Origin of the sequence: Bradyrhizobium sp., assembly GCF_049512235.1 — a bacterium.
GTDB lineage: Bacteria > Pseudomonadota > Alphaproteobacteria > Rhizobiales > Xanthobacteraceae > Bradyrhizobium.
The window spans coordinates 1-16570 of record NZ_JBEKXH010000105.1; the positions used below are offsets into that span (position 1 = coordinate 1).

The 16570-nt window shown below is 64.2% G+C and carries 16 protein-coding genes; 15 read left to right on the forward strand and 1 reads right to left on the reverse strand.

The genetic code is table 11. The annotated features are described in order from the left end of the window. The first annotated feature begins 249 nt into the window (after nt 1-249). The 14 genes from ABSG20_RS12320 to ABSG20_RS12385 all read left to right on the forward strand — a co-directional run bounded on the left by ABSG20_RS12320 (nt 250) and on the right by ABSG20_RS12385 (nt 13823). Entirely contained in the window at nt 250-375 is a 126-nt protein-coding gene (locus tag ABSG20_RS12320) for a hypothetical protein (protein WP_423864777.1), read from the forward strand. 314 nt (nt 376-689) lie between these two features. After that, nucleotides 690-1205 carry a septal ring lytic transglycosylase RlpA family protein gene (locus ABSG20_RS12325; protein WP_423864789.1) on the forward strand — a complete coding sequence of 172 codons (516 nt, stop codon included), beginning with the start codon at nt 690-692 and terminating at the stop codon, nt 1203-1205. Between the two features lie 6 nt (nt 1206-1211). Then, entirely contained in the window at nt 1212-2144 is a 933-nt protein-coding gene (locus ABSG20_RS12330; RefSeq protein WP_423864778.1) for a dihydrodipicolinate synthase family protein, read from the forward strand. A 155-nt stretch (nt 2145-2299) separates the two neighbouring features. Further along, on the forward strand, nt 2300-3244 hold the full coding sequence (locus ABSG20_RS12335) for a helix-turn-helix domain-containing protein (RefSeq protein WP_423864779.1): 945 nt from the start codon (nt 2300-2302) through the stop codon (nt 3242-3244). A 268-nt stretch (nt 3245-3512) separates the two neighbouring features. After that, nucleotides 3513-4742, forward strand: coding sequence for a Tm-1-like ATP-binding domain-containing protein (locus ABSG20_RS12340; protein ID WP_423864780.1), 1230 nt, complete (start codon nt 3513-3515; stop codon nt 4740-4742). A gap of 6 nt (nt 4743-4748) precedes the next feature. Continuing rightward, nucleotides 4749-5225 carry an acetyl-CoA carboxylase biotin carboxyl carrier protein gene (locus ABSG20_RS12345; RefSeq protein ID WP_423864781.1) on the forward strand — a complete coding sequence of 159 codons (477 nt, stop codon included), beginning with the start codon at nt 4749-4751 and terminating at the stop codon, nt 5223-5225. Further along, nucleotides 5222-6595: an acetyl-CoA carboxylase biotin carboxylase subunit gene (locus ABSG20_RS12350; RefSeq protein WP_423864782.1), complete on the forward strand. Its 1374-nt coding sequence runs from the start codon at nt 5222-5224 to the stop codon at nt 6593-6595. Before ABSG20_RS12345 ends, ABSG20_RS12350 begins: the two co-directional genes overlap by 4 nt. Further along, the gene (locus ABSG20_RS12355) at nt 6588-8063 is read left to right on the forward strand and encodes a hydroxymethylglutaryl-CoA lyase-like TIM-barrel protein (RefSeq protein ID WP_423864783.1); all 1476 of its coding nucleotides are present in this window, start codon (nt 6588-6590) and stop codon (nt 8061-8063) included. The genes ABSG20_RS12350 and ABSG20_RS12355 overlap by 8 nt, the downstream gene beginning before the upstream one ends. Then, a complete protein-coding gene (locus ABSG20_RS12360) occupies nt 8056-8910 on the forward strand; it encodes an HAD-IIA family hydrolase (RefSeq protein WP_423864784.1) in 855 nt (284 codons plus the stop codon). The genes ABSG20_RS12355 and ABSG20_RS12360 overlap by 8 nt, the downstream gene beginning before the upstream one ends. Nucleotides 8911-9146: 236 nt before the next feature. Beyond that, nucleotides 9147-10442, forward strand: coding sequence for an ABC transporter substrate-binding protein (locus tag ABSG20_RS12365; RefSeq protein WP_423864790.1), 1296 nt, complete (start codon nt 9147-9149; stop codon nt 10440-10442). A gap of 99 nt (nt 10443-10541) precedes the next feature. After that, entirely contained in the window at nt 10542-11216 is a 675-nt protein-coding gene (locus ABSG20_RS12370) for an ABC transporter ATP-binding protein (protein ID WP_423864791.1), read from the forward strand. Then, entirely contained in the window at nt 11213-11941 is a 729-nt protein-coding gene (locus tag ABSG20_RS12375; protein ID WP_423864785.1) for an ABC transporter ATP-binding protein, read from the forward strand. The genes ABSG20_RS12370 and ABSG20_RS12375 overlap by 4 nt, the downstream gene beginning before the upstream one ends. Continuing rightward, nucleotides 11941-12834: a branched-chain amino acid ABC transporter permease gene (locus ABSG20_RS12380; RefSeq protein WP_423864792.1), complete on the forward strand. Its 894-nt coding sequence runs from the start codon at nt 11941-11943 to the stop codon at nt 12832-12834. The genes ABSG20_RS12375 and ABSG20_RS12380 overlap by 1 nt, the downstream gene beginning before the upstream one ends. Then, nucleotides 12831-13823, forward strand: a complete 993-nt coding sequence (locus tag ABSG20_RS12385; RefSeq protein ID WP_423864786.1) for a branched-chain amino acid ABC transporter permease — start codon at nt 12831-12833, stop codon at nt 13821-13823. The genes ABSG20_RS12380 and ABSG20_RS12385 overlap by 4 nt, the downstream gene beginning before the upstream one ends. Before the next feature lie 34 nt (nt 13824-13857). Here the strand turns inward: ABSG20_RS12385 and ABSG20_RS12390 are convergent, their stop codons facing one another. Further along, nucleotides 13858-15834, reverse strand: a complete 1977-nt coding sequence (locus ABSG20_RS12390) for a putative bifunctional diguanylate cyclase/phosphodiesterase (protein WP_423864787.1) — start codon at nt 15832-15834, stop codon at nt 13858-13860. Between the two features lie 419 nt (nt 15835-16253). Between ABSG20_RS12390 and ABSG20_RS12395 the strand changes: the two genes are divergently transcribed. Beyond that, a complete protein-coding gene (locus ABSG20_RS12395; RefSeq protein WP_423864788.1) occupies nt 16254-16526 on the forward strand; it encodes a hypothetical protein in 273 nt (90 codons plus the stop codon). Nucleotides 16527-16570: the final 44 nt, after the last annotated feature.

Sequence of the window (16570 nt, forward strand, 5' to 3'; positions counted from 1 at the left end):
AACGTTGCCTGCGCTGCGGCGGGGGGAAAAACCCGGCGATAGTCGCGGTTGACAGACAGTCCATGCCGGCAGGCAGCCGCCGATAGGGATGGGTGCGATGTTCCAATGATCGGGCCTGAAGCTGCTGTGGAGCCGCGGTGCACCGGTTGAGATGACACCATGGCTGCCGTCGTTGCCGGAAGACACGATCGAGGATGAGCCCGCGATCTCGCCGGTCGCCGTACCGCTGCACGTCGCCGCGGGCTCCCCTTGATCCGCGCCGACAATGGCTTGCTGGCGGTGGAACGGGAAGGCGAGCCGCGATACGAGCGGCCGATCGAACTGGTCTCGGCGGTGCACATTCATGGCTGGGCGACCATCACCATCTATGATTGAAATATTTATGTGCGCAACCATTCGGAGCAGCCAAAGTTGCGCCAAAAACGCAAAAATGCGATTGATCGCAGTATCATGAGCGATCCGGGGGTCTCGCGAAGTCCGGCCACGAGCAGCGGTTTTTGCGATGCCAGTCACCCGATAGCCACACTCAAATGGAATCGCGCGGTTGATGCCACATTAGGTTGTTCAGCGCCATGGTTCCGCCCTCATTGCCTGCGGGACTAATGTGGGGCTGGAGGTGGCTACAAATGTCTTTCCTCAGTACGGCCAGAACTTCATCTGACGGTAAGGCAAACCGTCTTGACCCGCCTTTGGCCTCGTCTGCTGCTGCCCGGGGCATCATTTTGCGGTTTGCCGTCGTTCTCGCAGCCGCTTCGCTTGCGGCCTGCGCGCAGTCCTCTGTCGTCAGCAATAGATCCGCTCTCTTAGCCCCCAGCCGACAGGCCTCGCTGCAACACGATTCCACGGCATCACGGGTGACGAAGAGGCGTGTGGCGGTCACGTACACCCCGTTCGCGCCGCGCCAACATGCAGCCGGGACACGGCTCGCCTCGCAAGGACTTGCCAGCTTCTACTCGGAGGGCACACGGACCTCGAGCGGAGAAAAGTTCGATGCGAACGAATTGACCGCCGCGCATCCGACATTGCCGTTCGGCACAAGGTTGCGCGTGACAAACGTCTCGACCGGGCGGTCCGTGACAGTTCGGGTCAACGACCGAGGTCCGTTCGTTCGCGGACGAGTTGTCGACGTCTCGTATTCTGCCGCCCGGCTGCTGGGAATGGTCGGAGATGGGGTTGCAAAGGTCAAACTGGACGTCGTCCAATAGGATGTCATGGCAAACGTCAATGTGCGGCGACCCTACAGGGGCGTATTTCCGGTCGTGCCGACGGTGTTCGATGGCGACGGCCGGCTCGATCTCGACGGCCAGAAGCGCGCCGTCGACTGTATGATTGACGCCGGCTCGCACGGCGTCTGCATCCTCGCCAACTTCTCCGAGCAGTTCGTGCTGAGCGACGCCGAGCGCGACCTCGTGCTCGACACCGTGTTGCACCATGTCGCGGGCCGTGTCCCCGTGATCGTCACGACCACGCATTTTGCTTCGCACATCTGCGCCGAACGCTCGCTGCGGGCGCAGCAGGCCGGCGCCAGCATGGTGATGGTGATGCCACCCTATCACGGCGCGACCATCCGGGTCCGCGAAAGCGCGATCTTCGAGTTCTTCCGATCCATTTCGGAGGCGATCGCAATTCCCATCATGATCCAGGATGCACCCGTAGCCGGGACGCCGCTGTCGGCGGCCTTCCTCGCGCGCATGGCACGAGAGCTGGAGAACGTCTGCTACTTCAAGATCGAGATGCCCCAGACCGCCGCCAAGCTGCGTGAGTTGATCGAATTCGGGGGTGATGCGATCGAAGGCCCGTGGGATGGCGAGGAAGCGATCACGCTGTTGGCTGACCTCGACGCCGGAGCCACCGGCGCGATGACCGGCGGCGGTTATCCCGATGGCATCCGGCAGGTCACGGATCCCTATTTCGCCGGCCGCCGCGACCAGGCCGTCGCCGCCTATGAGCGGTGGCTGCCGCTGATCAACTACGAAAATCGGCAGTGCGGCCTCCTCGCCTGCAAGGCGCTGATGAAGGAAGGCGGCGTCATCAGGCACGAAACCGTCCGTCATCCGCTGCAGCCCTTGCACCCGGCGACCCGCGCCGGGCTGATCGAGATCGCAGGGCGTCTCGACCCGCTGGTGCTGCGCTGGGGCAAATAGGGCGCGTGTTCCAGGCGGCTGACACTGGTCGCGATGTGGGAGCGGCGCGCAACATTGCGCGGATACGGCGGCCATGCTAATTTTTCTAACGTTGCCGAGGGATGCCCGAAGGGCACGCGGAGTCCGGCAGTCGGGAGGTTACGTTGCATGGCACCATGAACCATGCCGCGCCAGTCCGGCGCAGCGCGCGACTCGATCAATGGAATGAGATTGTAGGGGATACCTTCAGGGGGTGCGTCGTTGACGCGGACGGCCCGCAATTTGACGGCAAGCTGGCGACGCATAATTTCGGCACCATCGGACTGGTACGCATCAAGGCGCAGCCGTCGCGCGTAAGACGCTGGCAGTCCGGGGTGCCTCCGAAACGATCCGGTTCGGTGTTTCTGCATCTCCAGGTCGGCGGTACCGGCGTCAACATCCAGTCCGGCCGCGAGACCATCATCAATCCGGGTTGCGCCGCGTTGTGCGATCCCGACCGGGGCTATGGCGTCGATTTCGTCACGCCGTACGAGTTGTTCGTGCTGGATTTGCCCTTATCCAGCATCGCGCTGGCGCACCCGGCATTCGATCTCGAGCGCGCGGCCGGCCAGGCCATCGATCCCAGCCGATCCGAGCTGCTGATCTCTTTCATGCGCACGGCCTGGAGCCAGCTCGCTTCGCTCGCCACCGACGCCGACTGGCGCGATTGCATCGATCGCGTCGGCCTCGATCTCGCTCTCCATGCGATCGGACAATCGATGGAACCTTGCGCCCCGGGGGCGCCTTTTGAACTTCGCAGGCTGGTGCTGGATTATGTCCGCGATCATCTGTTCGATCCGGAGCTTCGCACCTCGTCGATCGCGCAGGCGCTTCACATCAGTTCGCGTTCGGTCCAGCTGGTGTTCGAGCGGCTGTCGACGACGGCGTCGGCCTTCATTCTCGAGCAGCGCCTGTGCCGCGCCGCCGAGCGGTTGCGGACCGAGCGCGGCCGCGTTTCGATCACGCAGGTGGCCTATGATTGCGGCTTCAGCGATTCGGCCTATTTCTCGCGGTGCTTCAGCAAGAGCCACCGTGTCTCCCCGCGAGACTTCAGGGCCGGCCGGCGCGACCAGGCGTCCTGAAGGGACCGAATTCCCCGGCGCAGGCCCCGACGCCGCGCCGCACCGGCGGCCAGTGCCGCAGTTGATCCGGACCCTGGCCGCGCGAGGACTTCGATCCGTCCGCTCAGGCGTTGCCGAATTCTCCAACTCGGCTGCCGACCCGTCAAAGCCGCCGCTCTCTGTTCCAGCTAGCTTTTCCGCCAATTGCCGCGCAGACGGCATCCAAGCCAATCGCACCGCGCGTGATCTCGCTGCGGCGCAATCAACACCGTCACCGATGGAGAGGAAGATGTCCGCCAAGCCCAAGGTACTTCTGATCGTCACCCAGGACACCAAGGAGCAGGAAGGCCGCTTCCTGCGCGGCGTTCTGGAGGAAAACGGATGCGAGGTGATCCACCTCGACGCCAGCGTCCGGCGCACCGTTGGCGGAGCCGAGATCTCACCCGAAGAAATCGCCGGCGCCGCCGGCAAGACCATCGAGGAAGTCCGGGCACTCGGTCATGAGGGCAAGTGCCAGGCGGTGATGATCGAGGGCGCCATGAAACTGGCGGTCGAGGCCCACGAAAGGCTGGGCTTTTCCGGCATTCTGTCGATCGGCGGCTCGATGGGCACGACGCTCGGCACCGCCATCATGCGGGCTTTTCCCTATGGCCTTCCCAAGCTGATGATCTCGACGCTGGCCTCCGGCTTTACGGCGCCGTTCGTCGGCCTGAAGGACATCTGCATGCTGAACGCGGTGTGCGATATTTCGGGCCTCAACAGCATCGCCCGCGAAGTATTTCGCAACGGCGCCGCAGCCGTCGCCGGGATGGCCCATGCCTATCGCCCGGCCAAGGCCGACGGCCGCCCGCTGGTCCTGATCTCGACCTTGGGAACGACCGAGCGCGGCATGCGCACGCTGCGCGAAAAACTGGAAGCCGACGGCTATGAGGTGATGGCGTTCCACACCACCGGCAACGGCGGCAAGACGCTTGACTCGATCGCCACCGATCGCGACGTCGCCGCCATCGTCGACATGTCGCTGGTGGAGATCAACGACCATATCCACAACGGCATCTGCACCGCGGGTCCGGAGCGCGCCACCGCCGGTCTTGCCCGCGGTATTCCCACCATCTTCGCGCCCGGCAATACCGACTTCTACATCATGCCCTCGCCGATGGCGGTCGGCGACGACCCGTTCGGCGGACGGCGGTTTCACATCCACAATGCCGCGCTGACCGCGGTGCGGACCAATTCAGGCGACCTGGAGCGGCTGGCCGATCATGTCGCGGGAATTGCCAAGGACGCCAAGGGACCGGTCCGCTTCTATATTCCGCTTAAAGGTTTTTCCCATCACGACAGCCCGGAGGGGCATCTGCACGATCCCAGCCTGCCGCCGATCTTCGCCGACTATGTCGCAAGCGCGATGCCCGGAAATGTCGACGTCCGCCGCTTCGAATACCACATCAACGATCCGGAATTCGCAATCGCCCTGGCCGATGCGGTGCGCGAGCTCACCAGCGTCAAGGCGGTGGCATGAGCGGAGATGACCAAGGAAATTCCGATCACGCGCGAGGACATCGAAGAGATCGTCACGATTCTCGACAAGACGCCCTATGACCGACTCGATGTCAGGATCGGACGATTCACCCTCAAGGTCGCCCGCACCGGCAAGGGCTGGTCGCAGGAACTGGAATTGGATGATGTGGCAGGCGCGGAGACAGCGCTCGATCCCGCAGCGGTCAGCACCGAGCCGAAGGTCGCGGCGGACGACAGGACGCTGGCGATCCGTGCGCCCTTGCCCGGGACGTTTTATCGCGCGCCGCAGCCGGGAGCGCCGCCCTTTGTGGAGGCCGGCGACCGGGTCGGGCCTGACACCGTGGTGGCCATCATCGAGACCATGAAGCTCATGACGTCGGTTTCGGCCGGCTGTTCCGGGATCGTCGAAGAGATTGTCATCCCAAATGCAACCCTGGTCGATACCGAGGCCGTGCTGATGCGGGTGAGGCCAGACGCCACATGATCCGCCGCCTCTTCATCGCCAATCGCGGCGAGATCGCGTTGCGCATTATCCGCACCGCGCAGCGGCTGGGAATGACCACCATTCTCGGCGTATCCGAGGCCGACCGTCTCTCAATGCCGGCACAGTTCGCGGACGAAAACGCGATTCTTGGCCCGGCGCCTTCCGCCGCGAGCTATCTGTCGATCGGGCGCCAGATCGCCGCGGCGGCGGCAGTGCGCGCCGATGCGATCCACCCCGGCTATGGCTTCCTGTCCGAGAATGCCGGTTTTGCCCGCGCGGTGGCCGATGCCGGCATCATCTTCGTCGGGCCGGATGTGTCCAGCCTGGATGCGATGGGCGACAAGCTGAAGGCCCGGCAGATCGCTGGTGAGGTCGGCTTGCCGGTGGTCCCGGGTGGCGAAGCCGGGGACAAGGCGGCGGCGCGCGACCAGGCCGCCATCACCGGCTATCCGCTGCTGCTGAAGGCCGTGGCCGGCGGCGGTGGACGCGGCATGAAACGCGTCGACAGCGCCGACGAACTGGATCGTCAGATCGACATGGCGATGGCGGAGGCGCGCGCGGCGTTCGGCGATCCGCGCATCTATGTCGAGCGCTATATCGGCCGCGGCCGCCATGTCGAGGTACAGGTGCTCGGCGATGGAAGTTGCGCGATCCATCTCGGCACCCGGGATTGTTCGATCCAGCGCCGCTATCAAAAGCTGATCGAGGAGGCGCCGGCGTTCGGCATTCCCGAACAGAAGCTGCGGGCTTTGACCGATGCCGCGGTGCGGCTGGCACGGCATCTGTGCTATCGCGGCGCCGGCACCGTCGAATTCCTGGTCGATGCCGAAACCTTCGACTTCTATTTCCTTGAAATGAATGCCCGCATCCAGGTCGAGCATCCCGTGACCGAAGCAATCACCGGCATCGACCTGATCGAGCAGCAATTGCTGGTCGCCGATGGACAGCCGCTCGGCCTGACCCAGGCCAGCGTCGATTTCGAGGGCCACGCGATCGAACTCCGCATCAATGCCGAGGACTGGGAGCGTGATTTCCGTCCCTCGCCCGGCCGGGTGAAGAGCGCCAGCTGGCCCGCGGGTCCCGGCATCCGGGTCGACAGCCACATCGGTAGGGGCGGCGAGGTGCCCCCATTTTACGACTCCTTGATCGGCAAGCTGATCGTGGCCGGAAAAACGCGGAGCCAGGCGGTGGCGCGGCTGGGTGACGCGCTGGATGGCCTCGAGATCGAGGGCATAAAGACCACAACCGGTCTGCATCGCCGCATCCTGGCCGACCCGCGCTTCATCCGCGGCGAGGTCGATACGCGCTTCTTCGAAGGATTGGCCCAAGGACCGGCCCAAGGATCGGCCCAAGGATCAGTTCATGGCTGAAATCGGACTCATCGACGTCTCGATGCGGGACGGCAACCAGAGCCTGTGGGGCGCCACCGGGCTTGGCACCCACCACATGCTGCAGATCGCGGGCGCGCTCGACCGCGTCGGATTCCGCGCCATCGATTTCACCTCGTCGAGCCACATGGCGGTCGCGGTGCGCTATTTCCGCGACAATCCCTGGGAGCGGATCAGGCGGGCGCGCGCCGCGATGCCGCGCACCCCGCTGCAGTTCATCACCACCGGCTTGCGCTTTATCGCCTGGCAGCAGGCCGATCCGGATTTCATGCGGCTGGTCTACCGCCGCCTGCAGGCCTGCGGCATTCGCCGCTTCATCATGCTCGACCCGATGCACGATATCGACGCCGTGCTCGATGCCTCGCGCATCATCAAGCAGGAGGGCGACGCCGAAGTCATGGCGGCGCTGACCTTCACGCTGTCGGACGTCCATGACGACGCGTTCTATTCCGCGTTCGCGCGCCGGCTGGCGCAGAGCCGGGATATCGACCTGTTCTACCTCAAGGATCCCTCCGGGCTGATGAGCCCGGACCGGGCCCGCACGCTCACGCGCGCGGTCAAGTCGGAAATCGGCTCCAAGCCGCTCGAAATGCACATTCACTGCACCATCGGCTACGGCGCCTTGTCGAGCTTAGAAGGTGCCGAACAAGGCGCCTCCGCGGTGCATGTCGGTATCGGCCCGGCGGGCGAAGGCACTTCGCTGCCCGAGGCCGTCCGCATGGTCGCCAACCTTCGCGCCAAAGGCCACACGGTTGCGGTCGACGACGCCATGCTGTCGCATGTCAATGATTATTGGTGGCGGCTGGCAAGAGCGGAAGGATTGCCGCCGGGCGAACCGCAGAGCTTCGACGCCAGCTTTCTGCAGCACCAGATCGCCGGCGGCGTCATGACCACCATGGAGCGCCAGTTGACCGAGCTCAAGCTCGCCCACCGCCTGCCGGAGGTCATTGCCGAGACCGAACAGGTACGCCGGGACCTCGGCCAGCCGATCATGGTGACGCCGTTCCCGCAGATGGTCTGCACCCAGGCGCTGTTCAACGTGGTCGGCGGGCGGCGTTACGGCCAAGTCTCCGACCAGGTGATGCGCTACGTGATGGGCAAGTTCGGCCGGCCGACCCGTCCGGTCGATCCCAAGGTCGAGGCCGCGATCCTGGACCGCCCACGCGCCCGCGAACTGGAGCGGGAGGATGATTTCCCAACCCTGAGCGATTTGCGCCGCCGTTTCGGCGCCACCATGCCGGAGGAGGAGTTCCTGCTGCGCGCGGTGATGCCGGGTGACCAGGTCGACGCCATGCTCGGCGCGGGACGCGGCCGCACCGGCTATTCGCCGGAAATGGCACCTGTGCTGGCCTTGCTGAAAAAACTCGCCGAACGGCCGGCCGCACGCGATCTCGTGGTCGAGCGGCCGGGATTCCGGCTCGCGCTGCACGCGGGGAGCGGCCTTGACTGAGTTCAACCCTGGTTTGATCGAACGGGTGCAGGCGACCCGCGGCGTCATCTTCGACATGGATGGGACGCTGGTGCTCGGCGATGCCAAAAGCGGCGGCCACACCCCATTGCCTGGCGCGATCGACCTTCTGAAGCTGTTGCGGCGACGCGAGATTCCGTTCCGGATTTTTACCAACGGCACCTTCAAGACGCCGCAGACCTACGCCGCGAGCCTGCGCCATGCCGGCCTCGATGTCAGCGATGGCGAGATGATGACGCCCTCCACTTCGGCGGCGGCATGGTTCGAAAAGCGCGGCATTCGCAAAATTCGGGTGCTGGGCGGAGCCGGCGTGCAGGGTCCGCTGCGCGAGCGGGGGCTTGAGGTGGTCGGCCCTTCCGAAACCGCCGACGGCATCGAGGCGGTCTACACCGGCTGGTTCCGGGAATTCACCTTCCCGGATCTGGAGGCCGCCTGCCACGACGTTTGGGCCGGCGCCTTGCTGACGACGGCCTCCAATGTGCCGTTCTTTGCAACCCAAAGCGGCAAGGCGATCGGCGCCAGCTTCGCCATCAACGCCATGATCCGTTCGCTGACCGGCAAGCGGGCGCGGGTGCTGGGCAAGCCGTCGCGCGAGGCCATGAGTTGCGCGCTTCGCGCGATGGGCATCCCGGCGTCCGCGGCGAGCCAGGCCATCGTCATAGGCGACGACCCGGCGCTGGAGATGCGCATGGCGCGTAGCTCCGGAGCCCTTGCCATCGCGGTCACCACCGGTCTTCTCGATCGTGGCTCATTCGGCAGGGCCGTGGCGGCCGAGCGGCCCGATATCGTTCTCGACGGGCTCCTGCCCATGATCGACGTGCTGCGCTGACATCTGCGCTGTTCCGCCAGCACCGGAAATACTTTGCTCCGCGGCGCCGATGGGTGGCGTGAGAGCGCAACGTGAGTGAGGCAGGCCATGGCGGCCGGCCTGTGGGCCTGCGACAAAAGGCTGACGATCGTCAGCCTTCACTGACCTTCGCTGCATTGATATGAACGCCAAAAACTTCACAATCGGCACAACAGGGAGAGAACATGACCAAGGATCTTGCCAATAGCGGGCGCTTGATGGTGCGCCGTCCCACCCGTCGCGACGTGCTGGCACTCGGAGGAGCCAGCGGGCTCGCGCTCGGTCTCGGCGTTCGCGGCGCTTTCGCCGCCGGCGCCGAAAACACGCTCAAAATCGGATTTGTCAGCCCGCGGACCGGCGCGCTGGCGGGTTTCGGCGAAACCGACGGCTACGTGCTCGAACTGGCGCGCAAGTCGCTCGCCGGCGGGCTGAAGATCGGCGACAAGACCTACGACGTCCAGATCCTCGACCGCGACACCCAATCGGATCCTTCGCGCGCCAGCCAATTGGCCAAGTCCCTGATCAACAGCGATCAGGTCGACCTGATGTTGCCGATCTCCACCCCGGAGACCATCAATCCGGTGGCGGACGCCTGTGAGGCCGCCGGCGTGCCCTGCCTGTCGACCGTGATGCCCTGGGAAGCCTGGTATTTCGGGCGCGGCGGCAAGCCGGGAGCGCCTTCGCCTTTCAAATGGAGCTACCATTTCGGCTTTGGCGGCGGCGAGTTCTTCAAGGCCTATGTCTCGATGTGGAACAGCATGGAGACCAACAAGAAGGTCGGCGTGCTCTATCCCAACGATGCCGACGGCAACGCCATCCGGCAAAACCTGGCACCGGGGCTGGCCAAGGCCGGCTTCACCATCATCGATCCCGGCCCCTATGAGGACGGCACTACCGATTATTCGGCCCAAATCTCGACCTTCAAAAAGGAAAAATGCGAGATCTTCAACACCTTCCCGATCCCGCCGGATTTCGCCGCGTTCTGGCGCCAGGCCGCCCAGCAGGGTTACACCAAGATCGTGAAAATAGCCCAGATTGCCAAGACCGGCCTGTTCCCGGCCCAGGTCGAATCGCTCGGCGACCTCGGCTACAACCTCGCCACCGCCTGCTACTGGCACAAGACCTTCCCCTACAAGTCGTCCCTGACCGGAATTTCCGGCGTCGAACTCGCCGACGGCTATGAGAAGACGTCCGGCAAGCAATGGACCCAGCAGCTCGGCGCCAGCATGGCCCTGTTCGATGCCGGCATCGCCGCGCTGAAGACCAGCGCCAATCCGAAGGACAAAGCGGCTGTCGCCAAGGCGATCGGCTCCCTGAACACGTTGACGATGGGCGGCAAGGTCGATTTCACCTCGGGGCCGGTTGCAAACGTCTCGCCCGGACCTATCATCGGCTGCCAATGGGTCAAGGCCAAGCCGGGATCGAAGTTCAAGCTCGACTTCGCGGTGGTCGAGAACGCCACCGATCCGAACGTACCGGTCGCAGCCAAGCTTGTTGCCTATAACCAGAAGTGAGGCGCGCGAGCGGACTACGTGACGGCCGAGCTGAACGACGCTGAACCGAACGACACGGTGCTTTCGACGTCCGGCATCCACAAGCGCTTCAGCGCGCTTGTGGTGCTGCACGCGATCGACTTTTCGCTCCGCGCCAATGAGGCGGTCGGCATCGTCGGTCCGAACGGCGCGGGCAAAACGACCCTGCTCAGCGTGCTCGCCGGCGCGCTGCCGCCGACTTCAGGGTCGATCCATTTTCACGGCGCCGACGTCACCGGGCTTTCGGCCGCGCAGCGCTGCCGGCTCGGGATCGTACGCACCCACCAGATCCCCAGGCCGTTCAACGGCATGACAGTGTTCGAGAATGTGTTCGTCGCCGCGACCAATGGCGGGCAGTTCAAGCCCGATGAAGCCAACCGGCGCGCGATCGAGGCGATCGCCGCGTGCGGCATGCTGCGCCTCGCCAATCGGCGCGCAGAAACGCTCGGCCTGCTCGATCGCAAACGGCTCGAACTCGCCCGCGCGCTAGGGGCAAACCCTTCGGTGCTGCTGCTCGACGAAATCGGCGGTGGCCTGACCGACGGCGAAGCCGGCGAACTGGTCGAGACCGTTCGCGGACTGCACAAAAGCGGGATCGCCATCGTCTGGATCGAGCACATCGTCCACGTCCTGCTGCAGGTCGCCGAGCGGCTGATCTGCATGGATGCGGGCCGCATCATCGCCGACGGCGAACCGCGCGCGGTGATGGCCGACAAGGCCGTGATCTCGGCCTATCTCGGCGGGAGCGTTCATTGAGCCTGCTTGCCGTCGAACATCTCGATGTTCGCCATGGTCTGTTGCAGGCGGTGCGCGGCGTCAGCTTTGAAATCGAGCGCGGTGAGACCGTGGCGTTGATCGGCGCTAATGGCGCCGGCAAGACCACGCTGTTGCGCGCCATCGCCGGCGCGCATCCGATCGCCGGCGGCCGCATCAAGTTCAATGGCACCGAGGTCACCCGGGCGCCGTCGTACCAGCGCGTTGGCTTGGGCATTGCCCTGGTGCCGGAGGGACGGCGCCTTTTCGCGCAGATGAGCGTCGAAGAGAACCTGACGCTGGCGCGAGCGGCCGGCCGCGCCGGCGCCTGGACCATCGAGGCGGTGATGGAGGCTTTCCCCAATCTCAGGGCACGCCGCCACGCTCGCGCCGGCACCCTGTCGGGCGGCGAGCAACAGGCCACCGCGATCGGGCGGGCGCTGATGACCAATCCCGAACTCTTGATGCTGGACGAGGTTTCGCTAGGCCTTTCGCCGCTGGTGGTGGAGCGCGTCTATGCCTCGCTGCAAATGCTATTGACCTCGGGCACCACCATCATCCTGGTGGAACAGGATCTCACCCGCGCGTTGCGCGTGGCCGGCAGGGTATTCTGCATGCTGGAAGGAAAAATAGTCCTGGAAGGGAGAGCCGCGGACCTGACGCGAGAACAGGTCACCGAGGCCTATTTCGGCCTCGGCAAAGCGGGACGCGAGGCCACCCTGCCGTGATCTGGTTCAATCAAATCGTGCAGGGCCTTTTGCTGGGCGGCTATTACGCCCTGATCGCCTGCGGATTGTCCTTCATGTACAGCGTGATGGGCATCATCAACATCGCCCACGGCAGTTTTGCCGTGCTGGCGGCATACGCGTTGTACGTGCTCGCCGATCGTTTTGGGGTGTCGCCTTTTCTCGGCCTGCTGCTCGTGCTGCCGGCGATGGCGGTGATCGGCTGGGCGCTGCAGCGGCTGATTCTGCAGCGAAGCGCGCGGGCCGGCGTGCTGGTGCCGATCCTCTCTACGTTCGGCCTGTCGATCGTCATCGACAATCTGCTGTTTGAGCAATTTGGCGCCGACACGCGCTCGCTGGCACCCTATATCGGTTCGTTCTCCTACGATTCATGGTCTCTGACCGACGATATCGATGTGGGCTACCTCTCGGCCCTGGTGTTTGCCGCCGCAGTGCTGGTGCTGGGCAGCCTGCATTTATTTCTGTCGCGAACGCCGCTCGGCCGGGCGATCCGGGCAACGGCCGAGGACCCCGACACGGTCGGCCTGGTCGGCATCAATGCACGGCGGGTGAATGCGACCGCCACCGCGATCGCGATGGCGACCGTCGGCCTTGCCGGCGCGGCGCTGGCGATGCGCGCCACTTTCGATCCCTATGCCGGCGGCCCGCATCTGATCTTCGCCTTCGAGGCGGCCGTGATCGGCGGCGCCGGGTCCTTGTGGGGCACGCTGCTCGGCGGCATTGTGCTCGGGGTCGCGCAAAATATCGGCGCCCAGATCAACCCGCAGGGATTTTTCATCGCCGGCCATGGCGTGTTTCTGGCGGTGCTGTTCGCGCGGCTCTATCTCGGTGACCGGGGCAGCCTGTTGCTATCGACGCTGAGGCGCCGGGCATGAGCGGCGAGAAGATCACCGTCGAGCGCTGGAGCCGCCTGTCGATCGGCGCGGTGGCGGCCTCGGTCGCTGTGGTCCTCCTGTTCTCCGCCGGTCCCCTGCTGTTTCAGGCCAACGTCATCGATCAGCTGACCACGCTGTTCATCTACATCATTCTGGCCGTTACCTGGAACGCGCTGGCGGGCTATGGCGGCCTGGTGTCGATCGGCCAGCAGGCCTTCTTCGGCCTTGGCGCCTATGGCGCGGTGCGTCTGGCGGATGCCGGCGTCAGCGTCTATTTCGCGCTGGTGCTATCCGCGCTTGTTGTCGGACTGGTGGCGCTGCCGATTTCCGCCTTCATGCTGCGGCTTAAGACCGGCGAGTTCGCAATCGGCATGTGGGTGGTCGCGGTGCTTACGCATCTGCTCGTCAATCTCGACACGCTGGTGCGCGGCGAGACCGGGACCTCGTTGATTGCGCTCAATGCCTATGCCGCCGAAACCCGTCACGCGTTGACCTACTGGACCGCGCTCGGCGCGATGACCGCGATGCTCGGCATTCTGTTCGCGCTGCTGCGTTCGCCGCTGGGCGCGGCCATCCAGGCCATCCGCGACGATGATGACGCGGCCGCTTCGATCGGCGTCCGCGTGATGCGGACCAAGCGGATCATTTTCGTGCTTGCCGCCGTCGGTATCGCGCTGGCGGGCGCGCTTTGGCTCGCCACCACCATCACCTTCCAGCCGAAAACCTATTTCAGCGTGCAATGGACCGCCTACATGATTTTCATGGTGCTGGTCGGCGGCCTCGGCACCTTTGAAGGCCCGATCCTGGGCGCGGTGATTTTCTTTGCAATCGAGGCATGGTTTGGCCAAACCGGGGTCTGGTATCTGGTCGGCCTCGGCGCCGCCGCGCTTTCGTTCGCGTTGTTTCTTCCCCGGGGAATCTGGGGCTGGGTCGATGCGCATTTCGGGCTGCGGCTACTGCCGGTCGGCCGCACCTTGAGGGAGCCTTGAGCGCAGACAAGGATGGCGCGGGGACCGGTCCGGCCTACGCAGCCGCTCGCCCTGCCGCTTTATCCGTTCTGGCCAGCAGCGCCGCGATCTGCTCATGTGGAATCGGTCGCGAAAACAGGTTGCCCTGGCCGAGGTTGCAGCCGCCGGCCTTGAGCAAATCGAGCTGCAAACCATCCTCGATGCCCTCGGCGACGCATTGCAGCTCGAGATTTTCGCACATCGAGATGATGGAGCGCACAAGGCTGCGCATTTTCACATCGCTGCAGATTTTGTCGACAAAGCTCTTGTCTATCTTGACCTTGTCCAGCGGCAGATCCTTGATCTGGCTGAGGCTCGAATAGCCCGTGCCAAAATCATCGAGTGAAATTCTGATATTCGCAGCCTTCAGGTATTCAAGAGTGCGGCGCGCTTCATCGACGTTCTTCATAAGCGCCGTCTCGGTGACCTCCGCCTCGAAGCGGTGTGGCGGCAGGCCTGCTTCGCCAAGAATCGAAATGATCTTCAGCCCGGCCCCCGGCTTTACGAGCTGCGCGGCGGACAGGTTGAACGACAGCACCAGATGATCCGGCCAGGTCGCCGCGATCGCGACCGCCTTCCTCAGCAGGTCGTCAGTCAGCTGCTCGATCAGTCCGATCTTCTCGGCGATGGGAATGAAGATGGCCGGGGAAACGTCGCCCAAGTCCGCATCGCGCCAGCGCGCCAACGCCTCGAAGCCGGTCACGCAGCCAGAGCCCAGATCGACGATCGGTTGGAAATGCACGGACAGGGCCCGCGCCGACACGGCCAAGCGAAGTCCCTGCTCGATTCGGGCGTGCTCCAGTACGGAATTCTGATAGTCCGCGGTGAATACCGAGGCGCAGCCGCGTTCTTGCGCCTTGGATCTGTAAAGAGCCATGTCGGCCTGATTGATGAGTTCGTCAGCATTCATGGCAGACGTGGGATAGATCGAAAAGCCGCAACAGCCGCTGAGCTGAACCACTGCGCCGCCGTCAATGGCGATGGGCGCAACGAAGATCTTCTGCATGTCTTCCGCGAACGCCAAGGCCTCGTCCTCGCTGGCTACGCCTTCAGCCAGGACGGCGAACTCGTCACCGCCCATGCGGGCGGCCTGCCCGCGGCCCGCCATGAAGGAGCCCAGCCGGCCGGCCGTTTCAACCAGGACGCTGTCGCCGACGCGGTGGCCATGGATGTCGTTCACCGGCTTGAAGCCGTCAAGATCGATGATGCCGACGGCGAAGGGCTTCTGCCGTCGTTCCGGATGCGAGACGCGCTCATTCAGGAGGCGCTTAAAATAGCGGCGATTCGCCAGATTGGTGAGATAGTCCGTGTCAGCCAGTTTGGTCGCGGTCTGTCGCGCTGCTTCGGCCTGCCGACGCTTTTCGTTGATCTCGGCCCGCGACTGCACCATGGACGTGAAGGCCGCGTAGTTCTGACCGAGGATATAGATGACAAGGCCGGTGAGGATGCCAAACAGACCGGCCAGGACTACCTTCATCTCATCGCCACTCCACAGAAAGGAGACGGCTATTGGAAGGCCGGCGCTGAGCACCACCATCTTCGAGGCGGAAGGCAGCGCCGCAAGACAGAACGCGCTGGCTATCGCTGTGATCCAGATCGCAACCACGGCGAGCGACGACTGCTGGTAGGGGTCGGAATACGGCATCAAGCCGATACCGATCAGCGTAAGGGCGAGCGTGATCGATGGTCCGAGGAATTGTGTGCCGCGTATGTCGCGGCGCATGATCGCCATGTCCTGGTTGCGGCCGAATGAACGCGCCTTGATCCAGTAGCGCAAGCGAAGGGTCACGATCAGGAGAAGCGCCAAGGGCAGCCAGTGGATCAGCCAGGCAGGTGCGGTGCCGCTGAAAGCGAGGCATAGCGAAGCTGTGGCGGTAATAACCACGATATAGAGAACAGGCACGAGGCGGGTCAGCGAATAATACTGCTCCCGAACCAGCATCTCCGAGGAACCCGGAAACTCCTCCCCGCCGCCTTCTGATTTCGAACCCATATCAGCCTCTGCCTCGACCTGATCGACGCCGGTCCCGACGCTAGCAGCAGCGCCTCAGGGATCTGTTAAAATTGATCTCCGGGTTCCAGAATAGTTAGGTTCACGTGAAGAACGGATGCTCCGCTAGTGCGTCTTGCGCCACGTGGGATGTCGGCCGACGTCTCGGTCGGGTCAATTGCGTCGGTTTTGACGGTCGCCCGACCGCTTTCGGTTCCCCCGATCAGCGGACTCTCAGGGACGGTTGGCATGTCTCAGAGATGGCAGGTGCCGATCTCGTCGCGCTGGTCATGCCGTCGTGTGCCGCGGGGCTTTGGCACAATGGACAGCGCGCGGCGGCGCGGGCGGCGCGCATGACACCTGCGATAAGCGCGGCTCAATCGGCATTGAGTGACGCCATGTCTGCGCGGGATCGGGAGCGCATGAACGGCGTTGGCAGGTTCTGCCGGGAACGCGAAACGGCGGTCGCCGAACGGCGCCAGATTCTCGACACCGCGATGGCATCGGTTGGAAAGACGGCGGACCCTCGAACTGATGCCGCCGTCAAGCTCGTCGCATGGGCTACCCTCGGCGAACTCAGGCCATCGGGCGAGGACTTCGCCATGCTTCGCCTCGTATTGCTGGCGTTGCTGCCGCAGATCGGCGGGATACTGTTGATGGTCAGCCGACTGGAACTGCGGGCGGGCGCGAGCTAATTCTCTCTGGATTGATCAAGGGAATCAATTTGTAGTAACATTTC